This window comes from Streptomyces sp. NPDC048415, assembly GCF_040651675.1.
GTDB lineage: Bacteria > Actinomycetota > Actinomycetes > Streptomycetales > Streptomycetaceae > Streptomyces.
In genome coordinates, this window is the sequence record NZ_JBEZKJ010000018.1 from 62,415 (window position 1) to 84,523 (window position 22,109).

Consider the following 22,109-nt stretch of genomic DNA (forward strand, 5'->3'; position numbering starts at 1 on the left):
CCCGTATATCCTGCTCCGTGATCACACAGACGTACGTTCGACACTGGAGGCAGCCGCGATGTCCGAGCGACGCGCCCGCTCAGCCTCGAAGGACACGAGGGCCACGAGGGCCACGAGGGCCACGAGGGCCACGAGGAACCAGGAAGACGGGAAGGACGCGAAGGAGGCGAAGGAGGCCAGGAAGTCGGTATGGCGGCGCGCCCTGGCCCCGCAGGCCACGCCGTCCGCGCGGCCCCCCGCGCCCCGCCCGGACCCGCCCGCGCCGGAACCCGCCGATGTCGGCAGTGTCGTACAGGCCGCGCTGTACCGCGACGGCGTACGCGTCTCGACCCCCGCATCGCTGGCCGACACCTTCCGTGAGCTGCGTGAGCAGCCGGACGGTATGGCATGGATCGGTCTGGCCCGTCCGACCGAGGCCGAACTCCATTCGCTGGCCGCGGAGTTCGACCTGCACCCGCTGGCCGTCGAGGACGCGATGGAGGCACATCAGCGGCCCAAGCTGGAACGGTACGGCGACACCCTCTTCGTCGTCCTGCGCGCCGCGCGCTACCTGGACGCGCCCGAGGAGGTCGACTTCGGCGAGCTGCATGTGTTCGTGGGACCCGACTTCGTGATCACGGTCCGGCACGGCGCGGCACCGGACCTCTCCGCGGTGCGCCGCCGCATGGAGGACACCCCGGAGCTGCTGAAGCTCGGCGCGGAGGCGGTCCTGTACGCGATCCTCGACTCCGTCGTCGACGGTTACGTCCCCGTCGTCTCCGGCGTCCAGAACGACATCGACGAGATCGAGACCGAGGTGTTCCGCGGCGACCCCGAGGTCTCCCGCCGTATCTACGAACTCTCCCGCGAAATGGTCGAGTTCCAGCGCGCCACCCGTCCGCTGGTCGGCATGCTGCACGGCCTGATGGCCGGCTTCGCCAAGTACGGCACGGACGAGGAACTCCAGCGCTACCTCCGCGACGTCGCCGACCACGTCACCCACACCAGCGAACGCGTCGACGGCTTCCGCCAGGCCCTCACCGACATCCTCACCGTCAACGCGACCCTGGTCACCCAACAACAGAACGCCGAGATGCGCGCGCTGGCGGAGGCGGGCTTCGAACAGAACGAGGAGATCAAGAAGATCTCGTCGTGGGCGGCTATTTTGTTCGCGCCGACGTTGGTCGGGACGATCTACGGGATGAACTTCGACCGCATGCCGGAGTTGCACTGGGTGCTCGGGTATCCCTTCGCGATCCTCCTGATGGCGGTTGTATGCACCAGTTTGTACGTCATCTTCAAGCGGAAAGACTGGCTCTGAGTAATCGCCGCGAGAGGCGTCGCCATGAGGAGTTGCAGCCTCGATCGCACGCTCCGACGGAGCGTCTGAGGCCGCTGGGGAGAATCTGGGGAGAATCAGCCGCGGTCCGATGGGGCGGACCCTTGCGGTCGCGGCCGGTGGCCTGCGAGAGCCTTGCCGCTGTGGCGCCATCTGCGAGCTCTGATCAGCACGGAGAGTAGCGGGCTTCCGAGACACCAAAACGGATGGACACAGCAGGTTGCTGTGCCCATCCGTTTCGTGGGTTGTGGAGAGTCGCCGGTTACGCAGCCGTGGCGACGGCGGCAGGTTGGGCGAGCAAGGCATCGATGGCCCCGCGTCCCTTGCCGCCGGCCTCAGGCATGAAGTGGGCGTAGTAGTCCAAGGTGATGGTCGGGCTTGAGTGCCCGAGCCAGCGGGCCAAGGTGACGACGGACTCGCCCGCTTCGAGGATGACCGAGGCGTACGTGTGCGGAGCACGTGGAAGCCGTCCTTGCGAGACGCCTTCCATCGCTCGTCCTTCTTCCGCATGGGGATGACGCCGGCGGCGGCCAGGGCCGGCTTCCAGACCTCGACATCGAAGATGTTCGCGCGAAGGGCGTTGTCGTACGTCGTGGTGATGACGAGCGGGAATTTCTTCGCCTCCAGATCGGGTTCCGGACCGCCCCACGGCAGTTCCACCTCGACCGCGGGGTACTCCATGAAGTACTGGGCCAGGGCCGCTGCGACCGACGGAGGCATGCCAACGACGCGGGTCGTGCCGCCCTTCGGCAGGGTGAAGTACAGCCGCCCGCCCAGTAGTTGTACCTGCCGACGGATGCGCAGAACTCCACGGGCGAAGTCGACGTCCTCCGGCGACAGCCCGAAGACCTCACCCTGCCGCAGCCCGCAGCCCAGCGCGAGCACGACTGCGATGCGGTACCGCGCCTTGATGGCGTCCCGTACGCGCTGCGCGGTCTCCAGCGGCCAGGCTTCCCTCTGGTCCTCCGGCACCTTGGGCCAGCGCACGGACTTGGCCCGCATCGGGTTGCGCGCAGGGCGCTTGTCGTCGATGGCGGTCTCGAAGATGTTCGAGAGCGAGGTGAGGATCTGGCGGGCGTATCGCGGCGAACATTCGTGCATCCGGGATGCACGGTCTGCCACGGCTGGGCTGGGCTGCTGCTGGCGGCCGAGCGGATCGCGGCCGACGCCTCCAACGACGCCATCAAGCTGAAGCTCCCCCGCCTGTACAGCCGCCTTTCCGACTGCATGGTGCGGCAGGAGATACCCGTCGGCACCGGGCTTCTCACCGGTGCCGACGGTGTCCTTCTCGCGCTGCACACGCTCAACCCTTCCCATCCGGTGGACGTGGTGTGGGAGACCTGCCTCCTCCTCAACTGAGGGAGATCGTTGTGACCGACATCCGCACATCTGACGAACTGCGTAATCACCTCGTGGACGAGATCATCGCCGAAAGGCCCCTTCCGCAGAAGGTGGAACGCGTCATGCGGTCCGTCCGCCGCGAGGCATATCTCCCCGGATTCGACCTGCCGGCCGCGTAACAGCGACCAAGCCGTCAGCATCAAGGACAATCCCAGCGGCCCACTCCCGTTGTCCTGCGCGTCGGTTCCCTCGGTCGTGGCGATGATGCTCCACCAACTCGAGGTCCAGCCTGGCGACCACATCCTGGAGATCGGCTCCGGCACCGGCTACAACGCCGCGCTGCTCGCCGAACTCACAGGCTGCGACGGCCAGGTCACCAGCATCGACATCGACGCTGACGTTGCCCTGCACACGCGCACCACCCTGAACCGAGCCGGGTACGAGCGCGTCCGCGTGTACCAGCGGGACGGCCTCCAGGGAGCCCCCGAGCACGCTCCGTACACACGGATGATCGCCACCGTCGGCGTCTGGGACATCCCCGGCACCTGCGGCACGGGTCTGTCCACGCCAGCGCAGCGGCAGGACGAGGCGGCCGCCGTCGGCGAGCTGCTCCCACCAAACCGGCGAGGCGGCTTGGGGCCTCACCCTGATCCACCCCGGCAGGGGCAATCCTCAGCCGTCACACCTGTATCGAGCTCGGCGTTTCAGCCAGTTCGAGTCGTAGCGCCAGGCCCGTACCGACTGCGCTCGTGCGTTCGGAGCCCGGCAGTTCCGGGGGCGACGGACGTCTGGAATCGAGCGCGTTCGAGTCCTGCGGCACGTCGTTATGCCGTGCACTGCCGAGCCACCCGGGTGCGGCATCGACCCCAAGGAGCGATGCAGGTTGACTGTTAGTGACGCCTCGACTGCAAACGCGGAGATGCCGCCCCCTCCGCCCCCTGCCCACCTCAGCTTCGAGGGGAAGCACGCCAAGAACCCGCTGGCAGAGGCAAGTTTCTCGAAGCTGTGCGGGTGCCTCCCCTCAGTGCTGCGGCACACCGCACGCATGGCCTGGGGAGTGGACCGGACCGCCGTCGTGCTGCTGCTCGCCTGCCAGATCCTCACCGGAGCCGCGGCCGCCCTCGGCCTCGCGTTCACCGCGAAGGCCATGACGCACATCCTGGGAGCCGGCGAAGTCTCCGAACGACTGCACGCCGCGTTGCCCGCACTCATCGTCGTCACGGCAGCCGCCGCGGTTGGCCGCATCAGCAGCGCCCTGTCCTCCTACGCCAACGGGCGGATCACACCACTCCTGATGACCGAAGCTGACGTTGCCCTCGTGTCCGCAGTGTGCCGCGTTGAAGCCTCCGCGTACGGCGAAGACGGATTCTCCGACCGCCAGGAGGCCGCCGCGGTCGGCGTCACGCGGACACAAATGATGGTCCAGGACGCCCAGCGGTTCATGGCCGCCCTCGTGCGCATGACCGCTGCGAGTGGCGTCATTACAGCGCTGCACTGGATGATGTTGCCCTTGCTGCTGCTCGCCGTGCTCCCGGCCGGCATGGGGGCCGTGCTGTCCGCGCGCGTCGACTACGAAACTCACTACGCCAACGTCGGTGACCGCAACGTCCGCCACCAGGTGCGCTGGTGGGCCACCTACTCCCGCTACGGTGACGAGGTCCGCGCCAACGGCATGACCGGCTACCTCATCTACTGGTACCGCGCCCTGTCCGAGCGCATCGACGAGCGCACCCTGACTGCCGCACCTCGCATGCTGCGCATCGTCCTGGCGACCAGCTCCCTCGGCGGGGTCTTCCTCCTCGGCACCTGGGCCACCCTTGCGTGGCTGGCCACCACCGGCCGCGTCGCCCTCCCGATCGCGGCCACCGCGGTGGTCGCCGTCCAGACCACCCTGGCCGCGCTGTCGCAATTCGTCGTCTACGGTGCCGCACTGTTCCACACCTCGCTGTACCTCGCCGACATGCGTTCCTTCCTCGACACGGCCGTCGAACGGGCGCCCAGGCGCGGAGAGTTGACCATTCCCGAGCAGGTGGAGGAGATCCGTCTCGACGAAGTCGTGTACAAGTACCCCGGCAAGGACGAACCCGCCGTCGCCGGTGTCTCGCTCACCCTGCGCCGCGGCGAGATCCTGGCCATCGTGGGAGAAAACGGATCAGGCAAGTCCACCCTGGCAAAACTCATCACGGGAATCCTGCTCGCCGACAAGGGCCACGTCCTGTGGGACGGAACCGACCTGGCGAACACCCGGCCCGACTCCCTGTGGTCGCGGACCTCGCTCGTCCCGCAGAACTTCGCCTGTTGGCCGCTGCGTGCCCGCGAGAACATCACTCTCGGGCAGCCCAAGACCTTCGATGACCAACTGGTGTGGGAAGCCGTCGACGCGGTCGGGATGCGGGAAGCAGTCGAGAAGCTGCCCAAGGAGCTCGACACCCTGCTCGCCCGTGAGCTTTACGGCGGCGCCGAGTTGTCCGGAGGACAGTGGCAACGCCTCGCGTGCGCCAGGGCCCTGTACCGCAAGACCCCGCTGCTGATCTTGGATGAGCCGACGTCACAAATGGACCCTCGGGGTGAGCACCAGATTTTCCTGGAGATCAAACGGATCGCCGCCGAGCGCATGACGATCGTGGTGACGCATCAACTCGAGAACACCCGTCTCGCCGACAGAATCCTTGTGATGCACGAAGGGCGCATCATCGAACAGGGCGGATACGCCGAGCTGACCCACGCCGGCGGCTTGTTTGCGGAGCTCGTCGCCCTCGCCAAGGACCGGTGACGCCCCATCCGCGCCAGCCAACCCAACAACACGGTATCGGGAGGCCAGAGTTGAACGAGCAAGCAGCAGTCAAGGAGAGCTGGGGCCGTTATGGGCAAGTGCAGCTGGAGCGGGGATACATGCCACCCGTCCCGGACCAGATCCGATGGTGTTTCTGGGAGGGAGTCGGCCCCGGTGAAGAAGTCCTCGGGCCGCTTGAAGGACAGCGGGTTCTCGACGTCGGGTCTGGACCGGGTCACCAAGGGCTACGACTATGACCACCTGCGCCGATGGCTCCGGTCCCGGGACATCACCCCGCGCATCGCCCGCAAGGGCATCGAGTCCTCCCAGCGGCTGGGCCGCCACCGTTGGACCGTGGAGGGGACGGTGGCATGGCTGGCGGGGATGCCGACGCCTGCACCGTCGATACGAGCGCAAGGCGGAACACTTCCTGGCCTTCGCCGGCATCGCCGCGGCGCTCATTTGCTTCCGGCGCCTCACGCGGCAGGCGTGACGCAGCGGGCGGCCGCTACGGGACGTTCCAGGCGGCGATGAAAGGCTGCTCGTCCTCGGTGGCCAGGAAGCTGAGAGTGCCTGGATGTGGGTGGCCGAGCAGACGGCTGGCGGACGCGTCGAGGCCGAGCCAGCGCACGGTGAGCACGCGCGCCGGATGACCGTGCGCGACGACGGCGACGTCGCCATCGACCAACAGCGGCCGGATCCGGTCCAGCACCGCGTGCGTGCGCGGCGCGGCGGCGAGTGGCCAGCGGCCCGCCTGGCGCGTGCCAGGGCGGGACGTCAAAGCAGTGAGGTCATTCCACGGGTGCCGGGATTGTGGTGCGGGCTCGGCGGAATGGCCAGGCGAGGGTGGCGTGGAATCGGCGGGGGTCAGGGTAGGCAGCCGGGTCATCGAGGCCGAGTCGCCCGGGCACGCGGGTGGGCTGATACACGAAGGTACGGAAGACGATGTCCCAGATCGCCAGCGCTGAACTGTAGTTGACCCGCTCGCCCGCGCCGTGGTGCCAGCGGTGTGTCTCGGCGCCGATCAGGAGGTAGTTCAGCGGCCCGGTGCGGATGTCGGAGTTGACGTGGCTGATCGTCTGCTGGAGGTTCAGCACCACCAGAGCCAGGAATGCGGCGTCGGGGCCGGCGCCGCTGAAGCGGAACACCAGCAGAGAGATCACGAACCGGGAGACCAGCAGGTCGATCGGGTGGAAGACCGGGTGCATGAGAACGTACAACTGGGATGGCGCGTGGTGGACGCCGTGGGCCCGCCACAGTCGGGGGAGGGTGTGCGCGGCCCGGTGGTAGACGTACCAGAGCAGGTCGAGGGCGAGCAGCACGACCAGGGCCTGGACGAGGAGCGGAAGGCGGGCGACTGGTCCGAAGCCGCCGTCTGGGACGAAGCGGGCCGCGACGAGCGAAACACCCATCGTCGCGACCTGCTCGACCACGAAGGCCAGTCCGATGAACGGCAGGTCGCGGCCGACAAGACTGTCCCGGGTCATCCGCCAGCGGTCCAGCAGCGGATTGACCCGCTCCACGGTGAAGGCGACAGCGACGGTGGCGATGGTCAGCAGAGCGAGGACGGCTTCCCGCGAGATAGCGAGGCGGTGGGTGACGGCCGCCCAGGCCACGGCGGCCGTGACAGTCGCGAGCAGTGGGTAGGTACCGTAGGTCAGGCCCGGTCGTGCCGGGGTGTCGAGTTCCATGCGGCCAACTTCGCAGCCGGACCGAGAGGCGGGCTTTCCCGTGGGCGTACCCCTTTTGCCTTCTCGCGCATCCGCGACGGGCGGCACCGGCGGCCCGGTCGGCATCGCTCTGATGGAGGCGCAACTGCGGGCATACGCACTCACCAGGGGAGTCGATACGGACTTTCCACCGGCGGGCGACGAAGGGCGAGTGGACTGGCTCGCACCGTGGTGGGACGCTCTGGGGCAGAAAGGTGTGGAGCACCCAGGTCTGGCGTTCGGCGCGTCGTCCGATACAACTGCGCTCGGCGGAGTGTTGGCGCCGATCCTCGCCAACAGCCCCGATGTCGGCGCGATGCTGGACAGCCTTGGGCGCTTCCATCCCCTCATCGGCCGCAATGAGCTGGTCGTGCGACAGCGCCCGGTCGGCGATGGGGCGACTACCGTTTCGGTGAGTCTGCGGGGCCTCGATGGTGGTACGGCGCACCCGGATACCGTGGATGCCTGTTTCGCGATGCTGTGCGCCATCGCTCGCCGGCTCGCCGGAGAAGGCGTGTGGCCGGACCGGGTGCTGCTGAAGCGGTCCAAGCCCGAGCGGCTCGAGGCATACCACCGTGCACTGGGCCCGGTGGCGTTCGGACAGCCGGCGGATGCCTGCGTGTTCGGCGTGGGCGCACTGCGCGCGCAGGTGCGGCATGCCGATCCAGTGGTGCTGGCGATGCTCGCTCCCTATGCACAGCGGCAGCTCGGGTCGAACCGCACACCGTGGTCGACGAAGGTGCGGGCGGTTCTGCATGAGAGCTCGGGGGCAGCCGGTCCGCCTCGGCTGGCGGACGTGGCGCGGGCGATGGCGGTCGGCAGCCGCACACTCCAACTGCGGCTGCAGGAGGAGGGGTGCTCCTTCTCTGCCCTGGTCGAGGCCGGGCAGCGGGAACGCGCGCTGGCCCTGCTGGCGGAACCGGAACCAGCCGGGCTCCCGGTGACCGCCATCGCAGCACACGTGGGTTTCGCCACCCCGGCCGCGCTCACCCGCGCCGTACGACGGTGGACGGGCATGCCCCCCTCGGCGTACCGGCGAGCCACGAACGAGAGTGACGAGCGCACCATGACCGAGATCTCTCCGAAGGAAACGACCGCGCACACACCCGTTTGACCTGGAACTCATGCAACTCCGGTCGGAGCCACTCTCCCAGAACCCCCCGCGAAGTCCCAGCCGCACCACTTCCGCATCTGCCAGGGCCGTATCCCGGGGGCCACAGGGGGCAGCAGCCCGCACATGTGACGTACCAACTCGCCGACCGGCCGGTGCCACCAACACGGCTCTCGTCAACCTCGGCGCGTCGAGCCCACGCAGGAGGTCCCACAGATCCATGGTGACCCCACCGTCGCCGAACGAGTCGCTCGAGTACACGGACGATGCCCTCCGCGCGGGGCGTCGCGCTCGCGCTCGATGACCGGGGCGCCGAAGCGCTCCAAGGGTGTCCGCGCGCCGAGCTCGTAGGCGATCGATGAGATGTAGACCCGGGGCGTGGCGCCATCCCGCTGTTGACTGGTCACACGTCTTCCTCGGCACGTCGGGCCGGGCCACCTCCTAGGCTGCCCGGACGGTCCTGCAGGCGGTGCGCCGGCCGACCGGCGCACCGGTTCACGCCTTGACCGCCTTCACCACAAAGTTGCTGTGGATGTGTGGGTGGGGGCGGAACTCGCCCGTGCGGCGGGTCGCGAGGGTGACGATGGTGAGGGCGCGGACGCGGTCCTCCCCGCCACCAGCGGGTCAGGGCGGCGAAGGCCGGCTGGTAGAACGTGGCCGCCGTGGCCACGCCGGCGAGCAGCCAGGCGGTGGTGAACACGGCGAGGTTGGGCGCGTACGCGATGGCCAGTACGGCGGCGACGCCGGGGAGGGAGCCGGCGGTCATCACGGCGCGCGGGCCGCGGTGGTCGAGGACGCGGCCGACGGGTATGCCCGCGAGAGCGGAGACGACCAGGGCGGCGGAGAAGGCGCCTGTCGTGGCGGCCGCCGCGCCGCCCGCGGCCGAGGGGGTGCAGGCGTAGTAGACGATTCCCCAGCTGGTGATCTGGGTGGCGCACAGCGCGGGCAGAACGGCGCGAGGCCGCGACCGGTCCCCTGTTCCGGTCGCGGCCTCGCGGGCGTCGATGGTCGGGCACGGCGATCAGCAGCCGCCGGACGAAGCTGGGGCGCCGATGCCGATCTGAAGGGTGGCGGGGGCCGCGCAGCATCCGCCGCCGCTCTGTGCGGATGCGGGCTCGTCGAACAGGCCCGCTCCGCCGCAGACTCCGGTCTCCGGCAGGGTCAACTCCACGCGCCCGGCAGCCTCCTGGTCACCGGCGAGGGCGGCGGCGATGGAACGGACCTGCTCGTAGCCGGTCATCGCCAGGAACGTCGGAGCGCGGCCGTAGGACTTCATGCCGACCAGGTAGACGTCCTTCTCCGGGTGGGAGAGCTCATTGACGCCGTGGGGGTAGACGGTGCCGCAGGAGTGCACGTTGGGGTCGATCAGCGGGGCCAGCTCCACCGGCGCCTGCAAACGCTCGTCCAGGCCGAGACGGAGCTCGGAGAGGAAGGACAGGTCCGGGCGGAAGCCGGTCAGGACGATGACCTCGTCGACCGGGTCGAGGCGGCGGCCGTCATCGGCCGCGAGCACCAGCTGGTCGCCGCTACGGTCTACGGCAGCCGTGCGGAATCCGGTGACCGCGTCGGCGTGACCGCCGTCCACGGCGGCCTTGGCAGCGAGGCCCAGCGCGCCTCGGGCCGGAAGCTGATCGGCGTCACCGCCGCCGAAGGTGGAGCCGCTGATGCCGCGCCGCAGGATCCACACCGCGTGAGTGCCAGGAGCCTCCTTCGCGAGGTCGGCCAGCGAGGCGAGGGCCGTGAAGGCAGAGGCTCCGGAACCGACCACGGCGGTGCGCTTGCCTGCATAACGGGCGCGTACGGCCGGGTCCTTGAGGTCCGGGACGCGGTAGGAGATGTGCGGGGCCGCCGTCTTCTCGCCGCGGGCGGGCAGGCCGTCCGCGCTGATCGGGCTGGGTACGGACCAGGTGCCGGAGGCGTCGATGACGGCGCGGGCGGTGATCCGGCCCTCGGTTCCGTCCGCATCCAGGACGTGGAGGGTGAAGGGCTGCTGCTCGCGTTCTGCGTCCACGATCCTGTCGCGGCCGAGGCGGGAGACGCCGGTGACGCGGGCGCCGTAGCGGACCTTGTTGCCGAGTGCGTCGGCGAGCGGCTGGAGGTACTGCTCGGCCCAGTCGCCGCCGGTCGGGTAGGTCGCGCCGTCGGGGCGGACCCAGCCGGTGGGAGCCAGCAGCTTCTCGGCCGCGGGGGCGACGACCTCGGCCCACGTGGAGAACAACCGCACATGCGACCAGTCACGCACGGCGGTGCCCGCCGACGGTCCGGCTTCCAGCACCAGGGGTTCGATGCCGCGCTCGACGAGATGGGCGGCGGCGGCCAGGCCGATCGGACCGGCTCCGATGACCACGACGGGCAGCTGGTCGTTAGTGGGCACGTCGTTAACAAGCACAGCCACAGGGTTCCCCTTTGCTTCGACATTCGTCGATCTCTTGCGCGGCCAGCATGGCACCTGATTTGATGAGAGTCAATATAGGCAGTTGTCAAAGTAGATGGGATGAGTGATAGAGCAGCTCGACATTGCGATGATCGGCGGCGGTCAGTCCGGCCTGGCCGCCGCGCGTTCTCTGCGGATACAGGGTCTGGAGCCAGTGGCCCCGGAGGCTTCTACACAGGCCGCCGGCTCCTGGCCGCACTACTACGACAGGCTCACCCCCATTCTCTCCGGCGAGGTACAGCTTCCTGCCCGGTCTGCCGTTCGGGGGCGATCCGGAGCGATACCCGCATCGGGACGAGGTGGTGGCTTACCCGCTGCGGTACGCCGACCGGCTGGACGCGGAGATCCGCACCGGCCATCGCGTGCGCGACGTCCGCACCCGCGCGGACGGGTTCCTGCTGACGACGGAGGATGGCACGGAGCAGGCGGCGCGTGCCGTGGTTGCCGCCACCGGGGGCTACAGCAATCCCCACCGTCCCGCTCTGCCCGGCCTGGATTCCTTCACCAGAACCCTCCATGTCACGGACTACCAGGCGCCCGAGCCCTTCGCCGGGCAGCGCGTCGTGGTGGTCGGCGCCGGGAACTCGGCCGTGCAGGTCGCGGCCGAACTCGCCGCCCATGCCCGGGTCACCCTCGCCAGCCGGGCTCCGGTGAAGTGGTTAAAACAGCGCCCGGTGAGCGGCAAGGACCTGCACTTCTGGCTGACGGTCGCTGGGCTGGACGTGGCCCCGCTTGGTCGTTTCCAGCGCGTTCCGGCCACCATGGCCGTCATCGACGACGGCCGCTACAAAGCTGCGCTGGCCGCCGGTGCGCCCGATCGCCGCCCGATGTTTACCGGCGTAGCTGGGTCCCAGGACGGCGCGATCGAGGACGTCGACACGAACGTGCTGGGCACCGGCTACCGGTCCGATCTCGGTTACCTCGCACCGCTTGGCGCGATCGATGACCGTGGCCGGCCGCATCACCGCGATGGGATCTCGCCCGCGCACCCTGGCCTCGCCTACGTCGGAGTGGAGTGGCAGCGCAGCCTGTCCGCGGCCTCGCTATGCGGTGTGGGCCGGGACGGCCGCCGCGTCGCGCGCCGGTCGCGCATATGGGTCGGCGATTGGCGGTCCCTGGGCGCTTGGTTCGACATGTGTCAACATAGACGTATGTCGAATACGAAGGTGCTGCCACTGCTCGAACCCGAAGCCGTGGCGCCGTGCTGCCCGCCGCTGACCGAGCGCCCGCTGACGGCCGACGAAGCCGAGCGGACCGCAGCGATGTTCAAGGCGCTGGGCGACCCGGTGCGCCTGAGGCTCTTCTCGCTGGTCGCCTCGCACGAGGGCGGCGAGGCATGCGTGTGCGACATCTCCGACGTCGGCGTCTCCCAGCCGACCGTCTCGCACCACCTCAAGAAGCTCAAGGAGGCCGGGCTGCTCAGTTCCGAGCGGCGCGGCACCTGGGTCTACTACCGGGTCGAGCCGAGCGTGTTGGCGGCGATGGGACAGATGTTGAAGACGTTCGGCTGAGCGCTCCCCGATTTTCCCGCATGTGCCAGGAGTGTCAGTGGGGCGCGGCACGATTACCTCATGACCGAGTGACCCAGGTCAGATCGGTGTCGTAGGCGAGATCGGCGGCGATCTGCGCGCCGGAGTCGCCGCCGCCGACCACGATCACGCGGCGGCCCGCGAACTCCTCGGGCGTGCGATATCCGACGGTGTGCAGCTGCGCGCCGCCGAAGTCCCCGCGGCCGGGTACCGTGGGCAGGAAGGGCCGCCACCAGGTGCCGGTCGCGCTGATGACCGCCCGCGCGTGCCAGGACCCGGAGTCAGTTTCCACGCGCAGGAGTTCACCATCCCGGTGTACGCCCGTGACGCGCACCGGCCGCTGGAGGGGCAGGTCGTAGCGCTGCTCGTAGTCCGGCAGATAGACACCACGCGCGCCGCGTCCGGATACTCCTCGCCCGCCTGTGCCGGTATGAGCCGGCCCGGCAGCGAGGAGAACGCGGCCGGGGAGAACCGGTGGAGCGAGTCCCAGGCGTTCTGCCAGGCGCCACCCGGCACCGCTTGGGCGTCGATGATGACGAACTCGATGCCCCGGCGGCGGAGGTGGTACCCGGCGGCGAGTCCGGCCTGACCGCCGCCGATCACCACGACCTGCGTCGCTGGTGTCATGCGGCGGGCTGCTCGGCGGCGCCCCGCCCGGGCATGAAGATGAGCGACACCAGCGCCAGCCCCACCACGGCACCAACGAACTGCATGCCGATGAAGCCCGCGACCGAGCCCGGCGCGATGCCCGCGAAGGTGTCGGTGAAGGCGCGGCCGATCGTCACCGCCGGATTGGCGAAGGACGTGGACGAGGTAAACCAGTACGCGGCGCCGATGTATGAGGCGACGGCCACGGGCGCGAAGCGCAGGCGGTCGGTGCGAGCAAGGCCGAAGATCAGCAGGATCAGTCCGGCGGTGGCCACGACCTCGCCCAGCAACAGGTGCCCGGCGGAGCGGTCGTGCGTGGACCACTTGACCAGCGGCTCGCCGAACATCGCGTCCGCGAGGACGGCGCCCGCGATCGCGCCGACGATCTGCGCGGGGACGTACACGGCCGCTTCCCGAAGAGTGACTCCGGCGCCGCCCCGCCGGGCTGTCCACCATTCGGCCAGCGTGACGGCGGGGTTGAAGTGCGCGCCGGAGACGGGGCCGAGCAAGGTGATCAGGACGCCGAGTCCGAAGACGGTGGCCAGGGAGTTGGCGAGCAGCTGGAGGCCGACGTCGTGGGTCAGTTCAGTCGCCTGGATGCCGGAGCCGACCACAACCGCCACCAGGGCCGCCGTGCCGACCAGTTCGGCGGCGGCCTTGGCGACCAGCGGGGTACGGGGCGGGGTGGCACCCGGCGCAGGCTGCGGCTCGGCGGCTATGGCGGACCCCGTGACGGACTCGTGGGTGGCGGTCAACAAAAACTCCTCGGTGCTGTCGCCTCGGCGACGGGGATCAGGGGCAGGACCGCTTGACGTTGTTCTCGGCGGTGGCGCGCGCGGTCTCCGCGAGATCGGCGAACTGGCCGGCGAGGGAGGCGATGACGTCGGGCTTGAGCCGGTAGTAGGTGAACCGGCCGCACGGCTCCGTCTCGACCACGCCCGCCTCCCGCAGCACCTTCAGATGGTTGGAGAGGTTGGTCTGCTTGGCACCCGTCTCCTCGATCAGGTGCGTGCTGCAGAGCGTCTCCCGGGCGAGAAGGGTGACGATCCGAAGCCTGAGCGGGTCGGCCAGAACCCGGATCAGATCAGTGTCGACTGACGTCATCATGGGCTGATACTCTCACATCACTCCCAGCTGATACCAGCCTGGCCTGAACCCTGGAGCCCGCACCCCATCAGCCTGCCCGGTGGTGCCCGGCCGCCGCTACCCGGACTGGCCCGTCGCCGACCCCGACGGCTCCCCGATCGCCGTCGTCCGCAGCATCCGCGACGAGATCGACGCCCACATCACCGAACTGCTCGACTCTCTGCAGAGCCACTGAACCCCCTGTCCCGCACCACCGGTCGCACCACCCGATCCACACCGTGAAGGAAGAACCGATGTCCTCCAGCCCGCTCGCCTCCGTGCTGTTCGTCTGCGTCCACAACGCCGGGCGTTCACAGATGGCCGCAGGATTCCTCAACCACCTCGCGGGCGACCGGATCGAGGTCCGCTCCGCCGGCTCCATCCCGGGCGACCAGGTCAACCCGGCCGCCGTCGAGGCCATGAAGGAAGTCGGCGTCGACATCGCCGACGCCAAGCCGAAGATCCTCACCACCGAGGCCGTCCAGGCGTCCGACTACGTCATCACCATGGGCTGCGGCGACGCCTGCCCGATCTTCCCGGGCAAGAAGTACCTCGACTGGGCGCTGGAGGACCCGGCGGGCAAGGGCGTCGAGTCTGTCCGCCCTATCCGCGACGAGATCAAGACCCGCATCGAGTCCCTGATCGCGGAGATCGACACCAAGCAGGCGTGACCCCCTGACCGACCGGGCGAGCCCGCACGACCGGTCAGCAGCAGGAAGAGCGACCGCCCGCGGCACCCGCGCCGACGGCCGGCGACAACCCCACGGTCACCGGCTTCACGGCGCGCACGATCGCCGAGTGCATCCCGTCGGCGACCTGGTGCGTCGCAGTGACCTCGGTCATGTCCAGGCCGTACGCCTTCCCGCCCGGCCCGACCCGGCGCGCGGGCAGCAGGAGGTCGATACCGCCGGCGGAGCCCAGGTCCCACACCCGCTCGCCCTCGCGGAGTTCGGCGACCGCCAGGGGTTGCCGCAGCCGAGCGAGGCCGCGACCGCCTCGGCGGGCACCGACTCGTGCTCGCTCGCCGCGTAGAGCCCGGAGCCGAAGCTCCCGTCGGCCTCGACAGCGCCGTCGCCACAGCAAGCGGCATCGCCCTGGGCGGAACAACAGGCTGCTTCGCCACCACGGGCCACCTTCACGGCGGCAGCGGCATAGCCGGCACGCACAGCCTCACGCACGTCCCCAGGTGTCTGCTCGGTCATGCCCACGCTGATTCGAAGGACGTCAACATAGAGACGTGTCGAATCAGCTGGGTAGCCAGCGGTCGAGGTAAGCGCCCAGACCCTCCAACTGAGCACCGCGCGCGACGTAGCCGAGGTAGCCGTCAGGACGTACGAGGCCCTGTGTCACGCCTGGCCAAGGGCTCTCCGCGCCGAGCCGGTGGATGCTGATGAGATCACCCCTGCCGCCTATGGCCGGCGCGAGCCGCTGGTCCGGCCAGAGGTGGGGCGGCCCGGTCAGCAGCAGGTGATAGCCCACCCCAGCAGTCCGCGCTTGAAGCCCGCGCGGCAGATCGGGCAGCCGGTCACCCGCCCGAGGCCCGCTCCCGAGCGCGCGCGAACCCACACTGACGGAGCTACTGCGGTAGTGAATGTCGAGCTCGGAGACCATACGGAAAACGCGCCTGCGCAGGCCAGTCGCACGCAGAGCCAACGGGGCGATCCGCGGCGCGAGTTGAGTGCGGGCCAGGCGGATGGCCGGGTTGCGGCTGGTGGCGATGGTGAAGGCGCGGTCGGTGAAGCGCAGGACGCTACGGCCAACGGGGACGCGCTCGGTCTCGTACGTCTCCAGAAGTTCCTCGGGCGCGGTGCCCCGGCAGACGAGGGCGAGCTTCCAGCCGAGGTTGAGTGCGTCCTGGATACCGGTGTTCATGCCCTGCGCACCGGCTGGGCTGTGGATGTGGGCCGCGTCCCCGGCCAGGAAGAAGGGTCCGGCCCGGTAGTGGGCGGCGCCACGGTTGTGGAGCCGGAAGTCGGTCATCCAGACCGGGTCCCGCAGGCGCAGGCCCTCGCCGGTGTACCGGTCAACGATCTCCTGCATCAGCCCCAAGGTCACCTCGGCGTCCGGCGCGCCTCGTGGCCGCATCGCGAGCATCCGCCAGGTGGCAGGCGCGCCGAGCGGGAAGAAGAACAGCATCCCGGCGGCGGTCATGAAGGTGTGCGCGGTGCCCGGTTCCAGCCCGTCGACCTCCAGGTCGGCGAGGAGGAAGGTCTGCGGATAGGCGTAGCCCTGGAAGCCGATACCCGCCTCGCTTCGTACGGTGCTGTGGGCGCCGTCGCAGCCGACGACGTACCGGGCACTCACGGTCTCTTCCGTGCCGCGCTGCCGCCGCAGTCGGCAGCTGACGTACGCGCCCTGCGCCTCCAGCCGCACCAGCTCCGTGCCGCGCTCCACCGTCACACCGCCCACGCCGAGCCGCTCCGAGAGGACGCTCTCGGTCTCGGCCTGCGAGAGGAACAGGAGGAAGGGGTACGGGGTGTCCATGAGCTCGCCGGAGAAGAGCGGCATCTGCACGACGCGCCCTGGCAGATGCATCCGCAGCTGCACCGCGGGATTGCCACGCTTGACCAGCTCGTCGGTTACTCCGAACCCGGCCAGTGCCTCCAGCGTGCGCGGCTGGATGGCCAGCGCCCGCGACTCGCGCACCCGGTCGAGGGAGCGGTCGACGATACGGAAGTCGACTCCGTAGGCGCGGAGTTGTGCGGCGAGAGCGAGCCCCGTCGGCCCCGCACCGGCCACCAGCACGTCCAGCTGTGCCGTCATCTCTCCCACGGTAGTACCGGGAGGTCTCAGCCGTCAGGATCATCGCCACCACGAACGCATTGGCGATCGCCACGGCCGACGGCGCGACGTCGTCCTCGTCGAGCGCCGCAGCCCGTACGTCACCAGGCCCTACTTGCTGCGCGCACCTGAAGGTTGGGCGAGGATCTCGCCGCACAGCGCGACGCAGTCCGCGCAGATCCACACGTCGGGGCCAGCCACGAGTCGGCGTTCCTCGGTGCGCGAGTGGCCGCAGAAGGAGCAGCGCGCGGACCGTTCGTCGGGGCGGCGGCTGCGTCGGCGTGAGCGGGGGCCGAAGGGGGTGCGAGGGATGTTGATGTAGCAGTGGAGTTGGCGCTTGATGTCCGCCGGGTCGATGCCGATGTCGTTGAGGACGCGGCGGGCGCGTGAACCCGGGTTGGTGGCGATGACAGCGAGCAGCTGCGGCGTATTGACGACGACAGGCGCGCAGGTGGGGGTGCGCTCGGTGGCCAACTGCTCGGCGACCGCGAGGGCGCCCTTAGCCTGGGCGGAGAACACGGTGTGCTGCGGTGGTGTCGAACCGGCCGGAGGGGCGAAGAGGCGGTGGCTCGCGTCGCGGATCTTGTCGCGGGTGGCGCCGAGCCGTTCCAGGGTCGCGGCGGCCACGCCGTCGGTGAGCAGGCCGAGCAGGAGGTGTTCGGTGCCCGCCTCGGCCAGGCCGTCGGCGGCTGCGGCGGCGAGTGCCGCGGACAGGCTGCTTTCCAGGTCGCGGCCGCGGATGAGGTCGACCGGCGGAGGGGCTTCCTCGACGCGATTGGTGTAGCGCTGGCGGGCGCCCTGGCGGGAGATTCCAAGGTGTTCGCCGATTACGGTCCAGGAGTGTCCGGCGTCGCGTACCTGTCGTACGACGTGGTCGACGGCCGCGTCCGTGTGGATGGACACGTCGTGGGCGAGCGCGATGACGGCGTCCAGCAGGGCGAGTTCGTCGTCGTTTCCGGCACGGGCGTGGGCCGCTTGGATGAGCTGCTCCACGGTGGGTTCTTCGCTCATGCTGACAACCGTAGATTGTCACTCACCGAGTGACAATCCCTCATTGTCACTTCTCTGTCGGACCGCCGATGATGCTGCAGATGTCCGCCTCGGCACAGGTACTCGGGTCCGTGGCGGTGGCACGTTCGGCCAGGCCCCGCAGAGCGGTGCGGGCCGTCCGCAGCTCGGCCATGCGGCACTCGATGTCGGCCAGGTGCTGCTGGATCAGGTCACCGACATGACTGCACGGGGCCTGGGGACCTCCCCGGACTGCAGCTGCTCCTCGCCGAGAACCCCGGCCTGGCCACCACGCGCATCACCGAAGACTGCGGCAAGGGAGCCCGCAGCCTGCTGCACATCGCCACCGACTGGCCCGGCCACTTCCCGCACGGCCCACAGATCGTCGCCGCCCTGGTCACCGCCGGCGCCGACCCCAACGCCCGCTTCACCGGCCCGCACACCGAAACACCTCTGCACTGGGCCGCCAGCAGCAACGACGTCCCCGTACTCGACGCACTCATCGCGGCCGGAGCCGACATCGAGGCACACGGCGCGGTGATCGGCGGCGGCACCCCGCTGGCCGACGCCCGCGGCTTCGGGCAGTGGCACGCGGCCCGCTGGCTCATCGAGCACGGTGCCCACATCAGCTTCCAGGATGCCGCCACCCTCGGTCTCCTCGACTGCGTCAAGGATCACGTCACGGCCTCCGAGCCACCCACCCCTGACGAGGTCACCCGTGCTTTCTGGGGCGCCTGCCACGGCGGCCAGTTGCCCAGCGCCCAGTACCTGCGCGGCAACGGCGCGGACATCAACTGGATCGGCTACGACGACAAGACGCCCCTCGACATCGCCCGAGCCCAGGACGCCGACGACGTGGTCGACTGGTTGCGCGGTGAGGGTGCGAAGACCCACGCCGAGCTCTCCGGTCGCGCCTCTCCGTGACGCGCGGGCGGCAGGACGCTCAGCGCACCATTGCGTCTCACGGTCGGACTGTCGCCGCCGCAGGTGCAGCAGGAGTTGTACGCAGATCGGTCACCCCATCGACTGCTGGATCCGGCGCGGAAGCCGGGCTCACTCAGGCAGCGTCTGAGTGACCCGCCACAGGCGGCGCGGCAGTTCGCCCTCCTCAAAGGCGTGCACCTCGTCGAGGCGCCATCCCTCGGCGAGGGAGTCCACGAGGCCACGGTCGAAGAAGTGCACGGCGAAGTCCGAGGTAACCCATGGGCGTCGATGAACTGTTCGGCCGTGTGGTTGAGGCTCTGGAAGCGTTCCCTCAGCCGCGCAGGCGGACGTGCGCATCAAGGACTGCGGTATGGGAGTGGCTGAACCCAGGGCCTCCACAGTCCCGTTGCAAGCGAGTTGGTGTGGTGCATGACGCTGACAACCAGAGCCGGGAGGACATCTGAGACGCCCACCCGTGGGCACTGCCGTCGTCGGCCCCCTTGGCGTGTGCAATGGTCCGGATCAGCGAACGGTCCCGGAATCCGCCTGGCCGAGCGGCTGCCCGAGCCGCAGGTTCCAGCGTCCGGACCGTCCGCTCAACTCCGTGACGGTGAGCGGCGGTACGTCGATGCGCCAGAAGCCCGGCTCGGGCGCGCCCAACGCCCGTAGCACCACAGCCCGGACAATCTCCGGCTCCACGACGACGATCGTCCGGCCAGGGCTCTGCGCAGCCACCTCCAGCCAGAGTGCGACACGAGCACAGAGCCGGCTCACCGACTCGCCACCGTGCGGGGCGGAGGCTGGGTCCGCCAGCCAGACGGCGACAGCATCCGGCTCCTGGGCGCCCACCTCGGCGAGGGTCCGGCCGCGCCAGCGCCCCATGGCCAGCCCGGCCAGTTCGGGCACGGGCAGGGCATCGAGGCCGAGTGTGTCTGCGGTCTCCCGGCAGCGCACAGTGGGCGATGTCAGCGCCCGGTCGGCCGGCGGAAGCGTGCCCGCGGCCGACCGGGCACGCGCGGACCCCGTGGCATCGAGCGGGCATCCGTCGTCGAAGCGGGCCTCCCGCAGCGCCGCACTGATCGCGGCTGAGATCAACATCACTCGGCTCGTCATACGCCCACTCTCGCGATCAACGCCCTTGCCAGGCCCAGGAACTGACGGTGTAGCGAGCTCCCCGGCGCGCGACCCGCCACATCGTGCGCCCTTGGCTGCATCCCCGCTTCGCGGTACCTTCTCGTCGATATCGACGACGGTTCGGCGGAAGTCCGGTGGGAATCCGGCACGGTCGCGCCACTGTAAGCCCAGCAAGAACCATCCCCGCCAGGGATGGTGAAGGTCGAGCAAGTCAGACCCGCAGCCGTCGTCCTGTGCACCACCGAGATGGGACGCGAGTTCCCCAGGAGGTACTGCCTTATGGCGCAGTCCGTCGCTCAGCCGACCGCTTCCCCCACCGCCGTTCCCGCCAAGCTGCCGATCGGCGCGATCGCCCCCTGGGCGGTCTTCTTCGGCGTCCTGATGCTGGTCCTGCTCTACTTCGTCGGCGCCGAACAGGGCGCCACCTCCGTGATGTCCGGCGAGAACGTCCACGAGTGGGTCCACGACGCCCGCCACCTGCTCGGCTTCCCGTGCCACTGAGACGGGAATCGGACACCATGAACGCCGCAACCGTCAGAAGCCTCCTGGTCCGCGGCATGCTCGCCGGCCTCGCCGCCGGCTTGCTCGCCCTCGCCGTCGCCTACTTCCTGGGCGAACCGCGCGTAGACTCGGCGATCGCCTACGAGGACGCCCACTCCCACGAGCACGGCATGGAGATCGTCTCCCGCTCGATGCAGTCCACGGGCGGCCTGGCCACCGGTGTCCTCGTCTACGGGGTCGCGTTCGGCGGCATCGCCGCCCTCGCGTACTGCTTCGCGCTCGGCAGGATCGGCCGCTTCGGACCGCGCGCGAGCGCGCTGCTCCTGTCAGCCGCGGGCCTGCTCGCGGTCTACCTCGTGCCGTTCCTGAAGTACCCGGCCAATCCACCGTCCGTCGGCGACCCTGAGACGATCGGCAAGCGCACCACGCTGTACTTCCTGATGATGGTGCTCAGCGTGCTGCTCGCCATCGCCACGGTCATCCTGGGCAAGCGCCTCGCGCCGCGCCTGGGCAACTGGAACGCGACCCTGGCGGCGGGCGCATTCTTCGTCCTCACCATCGGCCTCGCGTACGCGTTCCTCCCCGCCATCAATGAGGTCCCCAAGGACTTCTCTGCCACGCTGCTGTGGCAGTTCCGCCTCGCGGCACTGGCCATTCAGCTGACCCTGTGGACCGCCTTCGGGCTCGTCTTCGGGCTGCTCTCGGAGCGGGTGCTGTCGCCCAGGGCGGCCACCGCCGAGAAGCAAGAAGCGGGTAGGCGGGCAACTCCCGTACCGCACTGAGGACACCACTGCGAAAACGACGATGGCCACGACCGGAACGGAAATCCGGTCGTGGCCATCGCTTCGCCTGCTTCAGAGGGCCATGAACGCCCCAGCACGCCGGGGCTGGCGGGCGCTGCGGGGCCGACAGGGTGAGCGGCCCGGCAGCCGGCGCATCCGCTGCCGCAGCTCGCGGGGCGTGCGCGGAGGACCCCAGGAGCACCTAGCGTTAATCGGCGAAGCGACCAAGCTCATAGGCGTCAGCACCAAGACCATCCGCTTCTATGAGGAAGCGGGCCTGCTTCCGCCGCCGGAACGCACGCCGACAGGGCATCGCGTGTACGGCTGGAGACAGCAGACCGGCTGCGGTTCATCCGCCGCTGCCAGGCCGCCGATCTGTCCCTGCAGGAGGTACGGCAGATCCTCTCCGTCCACGGCCAGGTCGAGGCGCCCTGCGGCCATGTGCGTCAGGTCCTGGACGACCGGCTGGAGCAAGTGCGGGCCCAGATCGCCGAACCGTTCGCCCTTGAAGGGCACTTGGAGACACTGATCAAACACGCTCGGCAGCGCGAGCCGGCCGACCACGCCAACGTCTGCTGGATCATAGAGACCAAACTCATCGACATCAAAGGGCCGGAGGCGCAGTCGGCGGCGCACGAAGCCGACAACGCACCCGTCTGCCGCCGGGCTCCGTTCGGCGAGGCTGCTCGCTGCGGAAGCCCCTCACAAAGACCCTGGTGCGCCCGGCGCGCATGAGCGGCTGGCTCGGCACCTCCGGACCGCGCAAGGACACCGCGATCGTGCTGCCCAAGAAGAAGCTGTCCGTCTTCTTCGATGCCGACAACCCGGGCCAGTGGATGCTGCACTGCGACAACGCCTACCACGGCGAGGCCGGGATGATGGCGAACGTGGCCTATCGGGCCTGATCCCTCGCCCGTGCCGCCGGGACGGGCTCATGCAACACGGCAAGTACGGTCCCGCCGTCAAGCTCGCGCACAACGTGATCACGGCC

At 69.5% G+C, this 22,109-nt stretch carries 24 protein-coding genes, 7 pseudogenes and 1 riboswitch; of the genes and pseudogenes, 17 read left to right on the forward strand and 14 right to left on the reverse strand.

The window, feature by feature from the left end:
* Nucleotides 1-58 precede the first annotated feature (58 nt).
* On the forward strand, nucleotides 59-1,300 hold the full coding sequence (locus AB0D27_RS15100; RefSeq protein ID WP_362507524.1) for a magnesium and cobalt transport protein CorA: 1,242 nt from the start codon (nucleotides 59-61) through the stop codon (nucleotides 1,298-1,300).
* Nucleotides 1,301-1,580: 280 nt separating this feature from the next.
* Here the strand turns inward: AB0D27_RS15100 and AB0D27_RS15105 are convergent, their stop codons facing one another.
* On the reverse strand, nucleotides 1,581-1,808 hold the full coding sequence (locus AB0D27_RS15105; RefSeq protein WP_362507527.1) for an integrase: 228 nt from the start codon (nucleotides 1,806-1,808) through the stop codon (nucleotides 1,581-1,583).
* 290 nt (nucleotides 1,809-2,098) lie between these two features.
* Between AB0D27_RS15105 and AB0D27_RS15110 the strand changes: the two genes are divergently transcribed.
* The 5 genes and pseudogenes from AB0D27_RS15110 to AB0D27_RS15130 form a co-directional block, all read left to right on the forward strand.
* The gene (locus tag AB0D27_RS15110; RefSeq protein ID WP_362507530.1) at nucleotides 2,099-2,677 is read left to right on the forward strand and encodes a hypothetical protein; all 579 of its coding nucleotides are present in this window, start codon (nucleotides 2,099-2,101) and stop codon (nucleotides 2,675-2,677) included.
* Between the two features lie 11 nt (nucleotides 2,678-2,688).
* On the forward strand, nucleotides 2,689-2,838 hold the full coding sequence (locus tag AB0D27_RS15115) for a hypothetical protein (RefSeq protein ID WP_362507533.1): 150 nt from the start codon (nucleotides 2,689-2,691) through the stop codon (nucleotides 2,836-2,838).
* A 49-nt stretch (nucleotides 2,839-2,887) separates the two neighbouring features.
* The gene (locus tag AB0D27_RS15120) at nucleotides 2,888-3,553 is read left to right on the forward strand and encodes an rRNA adenine N-6-methyltransferase family protein (protein ID WP_362507536.1); all 666 of its coding nucleotides are present in this window, start codon (nucleotides 2,888-2,890) and stop codon (nucleotides 3,551-3,553) included.
* A 25-nt stretch (nucleotides 3,554-3,578) separates the two neighbouring features.
* On the forward strand, nucleotides 3,579-5,432 hold the full coding sequence (locus tag AB0D27_RS15125) for an ABC transporter ATP-binding protein (protein ID WP_362507672.1): 1,854 nt from the start codon (nucleotides 3,579-3,581) through the stop codon (nucleotides 5,430-5,432).
* Between the two features lie 240 nt (nucleotides 5,433-5,672).
* Nucleotides 5,673-5,925: pseudogene (locus AB0D27_RS15130) on the forward strand (transposase); the annotation flags it as partial.
* A 15-nt stretch (nucleotides 5,926-5,940) separates the two neighbouring features.
* Here AB0D27_RS15130 and AB0D27_RS15135 read toward each other — a convergent pair.
* On the reverse strand, nucleotides 5,941-6,213 hold the full coding sequence (locus tag AB0D27_RS15135; protein ID WP_362507539.1) for a histidine phosphatase family protein: 273 nt from the start codon (nucleotides 6,211-6,213) through the stop codon (nucleotides 5,941-5,943).
* Nucleotides 6,214-6,223: 10 nt separating this feature from the next.
* Nucleotides 6,224-7,123 (reverse strand): sterol desaturase family protein, encoded by a 900-nt coding sequence (locus tag AB0D27_RS15140; RefSeq protein ID WP_362507542.1) that lies wholly within the window; start codon nucleotides 7,121-7,123, stop codon nucleotides 6,224-6,226.
* A gap of 112 nt (nucleotides 7,124-7,235) precedes the next feature.
* Here AB0D27_RS15140 and AB0D27_RS15145 point away from each other — a divergent pair, with 112 nt between their 5' ends.
* The gene (locus AB0D27_RS15145) at nucleotides 7,236-8,255 is read left to right on the forward strand and encodes a helix-turn-helix domain-containing protein (protein WP_362507545.1); all 1,020 of its coding nucleotides are present in this window, start codon (nucleotides 7,236-7,238) and stop codon (nucleotides 8,253-8,255) included.
* 567 nt (nucleotides 8,256-8,822) lie between these two features.
* Here AB0D27_RS15145 and AB0D27_RS15150 read toward each other — a convergent pair.
* Nucleotides 8,823-9,258 (reverse strand): annotated as a pseudogene (locus AB0D27_RS15150) (MFS transporter); the annotation flags it as partial.
* A gap of 15 nt (nucleotides 9,259-9,273) precedes the next feature.
* Nucleotides 9,274-10,647, reverse strand: coding sequence for an NAD(P)-binding domain-containing protein (locus AB0D27_RS15155; RefSeq protein WP_362507548.1), 1,374 nt, complete (start codon nucleotides 10,645-10,647; stop codon nucleotides 9,274-9,276).
* Nucleotides 10,648-10,988: 341 nt separating this feature from the next.
* Here AB0D27_RS15155 and AB0D27_RS15160 point away from each other — a divergent pair.
* Nucleotides 10,989-11,297 (forward strand): annotated as a pseudogene (locus AB0D27_RS15160) (FAD-dependent oxidoreductase); the annotation flags it as partial.
* 540 nt (nucleotides 11,298-11,837) lie between these two features.
* The gene (locus AB0D27_RS15165) at nucleotides 11,838-12,197 is read left to right on the forward strand and encodes a metalloregulator ArsR/SmtB family transcription factor (RefSeq protein ID WP_362507674.1); all 360 of its coding nucleotides are present in this window, start codon (nucleotides 11,838-11,840) and stop codon (nucleotides 12,195-12,197) included.
* A gap of 64 nt (nucleotides 12,198-12,261) precedes the next feature.
* On the opposite strand, the pseudogene AB0D27_RS15170 reads toward AB0D27_RS15165, so the two are convergent.
* The 3 genes and pseudogenes from AB0D27_RS15170 to AB0D27_RS15180 all read right to left on the reverse strand — a co-directional run.
* Nucleotides 12,262-12,842, reverse strand: a pseudogene (locus AB0D27_RS15170) (FAD-dependent oxidoreductase); the annotation flags it as partial.
* Nucleotides 12,839-13,618 carry an MIP/aquaporin family protein gene (locus AB0D27_RS15175; protein WP_362507551.1) on the reverse strand — a complete coding sequence of 260 codons (780 nt, stop codon included), beginning with the start codon at nucleotides 13,616-13,618 and terminating at the stop codon, nucleotides 12,839-12,841. The pseudogene AB0D27_RS15170 and the gene AB0D27_RS15175, both read right to left, overlap by 4 nt.
* A gap of 37 nt (nucleotides 13,619-13,655) precedes the next feature.
* Nucleotides 13,656-13,970, reverse strand: a complete 315-nt coding sequence (locus tag AB0D27_RS15180) for a metalloregulator ArsR/SmtB family transcription factor (RefSeq protein WP_362507554.1) — start codon at nucleotides 13,968-13,970, stop codon at nucleotides 13,656-13,658.
* 82 nt (nucleotides 13,971-14,052) lie between these two features.
* Between AB0D27_RS15180 and AB0D27_RS15185 the strand changes: the two genes are divergently transcribed.
* Together AB0D27_RS15185 and AB0D27_RS15190 are read left to right on the forward strand one after the other, a co-directional pair.
* Nucleotides 14,053-14,184 (forward strand): hypothetical protein, encoded by a 132-nt coding sequence (locus tag AB0D27_RS15185; RefSeq protein ID WP_362507557.1) that lies wholly within the window; start codon nucleotides 14,053-14,055, stop codon nucleotides 14,182-14,184.
* Between the two features lie 58 nt (nucleotides 14,185-14,242).
* Nucleotides 14,243-14,659, forward strand: a complete 417-nt coding sequence (locus tag AB0D27_RS15190) for an arsenate reductase ArsC (RefSeq protein WP_362507560.1) — start codon at nucleotides 14,243-14,245, stop codon at nucleotides 14,657-14,659.
* A 163-nt stretch (nucleotides 14,660-14,822) separates the two neighbouring features.
* On the opposite strand, the pseudogene AB0D27_RS15195 reads toward AB0D27_RS15190, so the two are convergent.
* From AB0D27_RS15195 to AB0D27_RS15210, 4 genes and pseudogenes are all read right to left on the reverse strand, one after another.
* Nucleotides 14,823-15,190: pseudogene (locus AB0D27_RS15195) on the reverse strand (arsenite S-adenosylmethyltransferase); the annotation flags it as partial.
* A 43-nt stretch (nucleotides 15,191-15,233) separates the two neighbouring features.
* Nucleotides 15,234-16,751, reverse strand: a complete 1,518-nt coding sequence (locus AB0D27_RS15200) for an FAD-dependent monooxygenase (RefSeq protein WP_362507563.1) — start codon at nucleotides 16,749-16,751, stop codon at nucleotides 15,234-15,236.
* Nucleotides 16,752-16,880: 129 nt separating this feature from the next.
* Nucleotides 16,881-17,780 (reverse strand): Clp protease N-terminal domain-containing protein, encoded by a 900-nt coding sequence (locus AB0D27_RS15205; protein ID WP_362507566.1) that lies wholly within the window; start codon nucleotides 17,778-17,780, stop codon nucleotides 16,881-16,883.
* Between the two features lie 46 nt (nucleotides 17,781-17,826).
* The gene (locus tag AB0D27_RS15210) at nucleotides 17,827-17,952 is read right to left on the reverse strand and encodes a hypothetical protein (RefSeq protein WP_362507569.1); all 126 of its coding nucleotides are present in this window, start codon (nucleotides 17,950-17,952) and stop codon (nucleotides 17,827-17,829) included.
* A gap of 206 nt (nucleotides 17,953-18,158) precedes the next feature.
* Here AB0D27_RS15210 and AB0D27_RS15215 point away from each other — a divergent pair, with 206 nt between their 5' ends.
* Nucleotides 18,159-18,701: an ankyrin repeat domain-containing protein gene (locus AB0D27_RS15215; RefSeq protein WP_362507676.1), complete on the forward strand. Its 543-nt coding sequence runs from the start codon at nucleotides 18,159-18,161 to the stop codon at nucleotides 18,699-18,701.
* Between the two features lie 129 nt (nucleotides 18,702-18,830).
* Here the strand turns inward: AB0D27_RS15215 and AB0D27_RS15220 are convergent, their stop codons facing one another.
* Together AB0D27_RS15220 and AB0D27_RS15225 are read right to left on the reverse strand one after the other, a co-directional pair.
* Nucleotides 18,831-18,959, reverse strand: a complete 129-nt coding sequence (locus tag AB0D27_RS15220) for a hypothetical protein (protein ID WP_362507572.1) — start codon at nucleotides 18,957-18,959, stop codon at nucleotides 18,831-18,833.
* A gap of 264 nt (nucleotides 18,960-19,223) precedes the next feature.
* Nucleotides 19,224-19,814, reverse strand: coding sequence for a histidine phosphatase family protein (locus tag AB0D27_RS15225; protein WP_362507574.1), 591 nt, complete (start codon nucleotides 19,812-19,814; stop codon nucleotides 19,224-19,226).
* Between the two features lie 120 nt (nucleotides 19,815-19,934).
* Nucleotides 19,935-20,078: riboswitch (cobalamin riboswitch) on the forward strand.
* A gap of 36 nt (nucleotides 20,079-20,114) precedes the next feature.
* Here AB0D27_RS15225 and AB0D27_RS15230 point away from each other — a divergent pair.
* The 5 genes and pseudogenes from AB0D27_RS15230 to AB0D27_RS15250 all read left to right on the forward strand — a co-directional run.
* Nucleotides 20,115-20,336, forward strand: coding sequence for a CbtB-domain containing protein (locus AB0D27_RS15230; protein ID WP_362507577.1), 222 nt, complete (start codon nucleotides 20,115-20,117; stop codon nucleotides 20,334-20,336).
* A 17-nt stretch (nucleotides 20,337-20,353) separates the two neighbouring features.
* Nucleotides 20,354-21,118, forward strand: a complete 765-nt coding sequence (locus tag AB0D27_RS15235) for a CbtA family protein (protein WP_362507580.1) — start codon at nucleotides 20,354-20,356, stop codon at nucleotides 21,116-21,118.
* Between the two features lie 82 nt (nucleotides 21,119-21,200).
* Nucleotides 21,201-21,392: pseudogene (locus tag AB0D27_RS15240) on the forward strand (hypothetical protein); the annotation flags it as partial.
* A 107-nt stretch (nucleotides 21,393-21,499) separates the two neighbouring features.
* Entirely contained in the window at nucleotides 21,500-21,853 is a 354-nt protein-coding gene (locus AB0D27_RS15245) for a MerR family DNA-binding protein (RefSeq protein WP_362507679.1), read from the forward strand.
* 8 nt (nucleotides 21,854-21,861) lie between these two features.
* Nucleotides 21,862-22,023: pseudogene (locus tag AB0D27_RS15250) on the forward strand (multicopper oxidase domain-containing protein); the annotation flags it as partial.
* Between the last annotated feature and the right edge of the window lie 86 nt (nucleotides 22,024-22,109).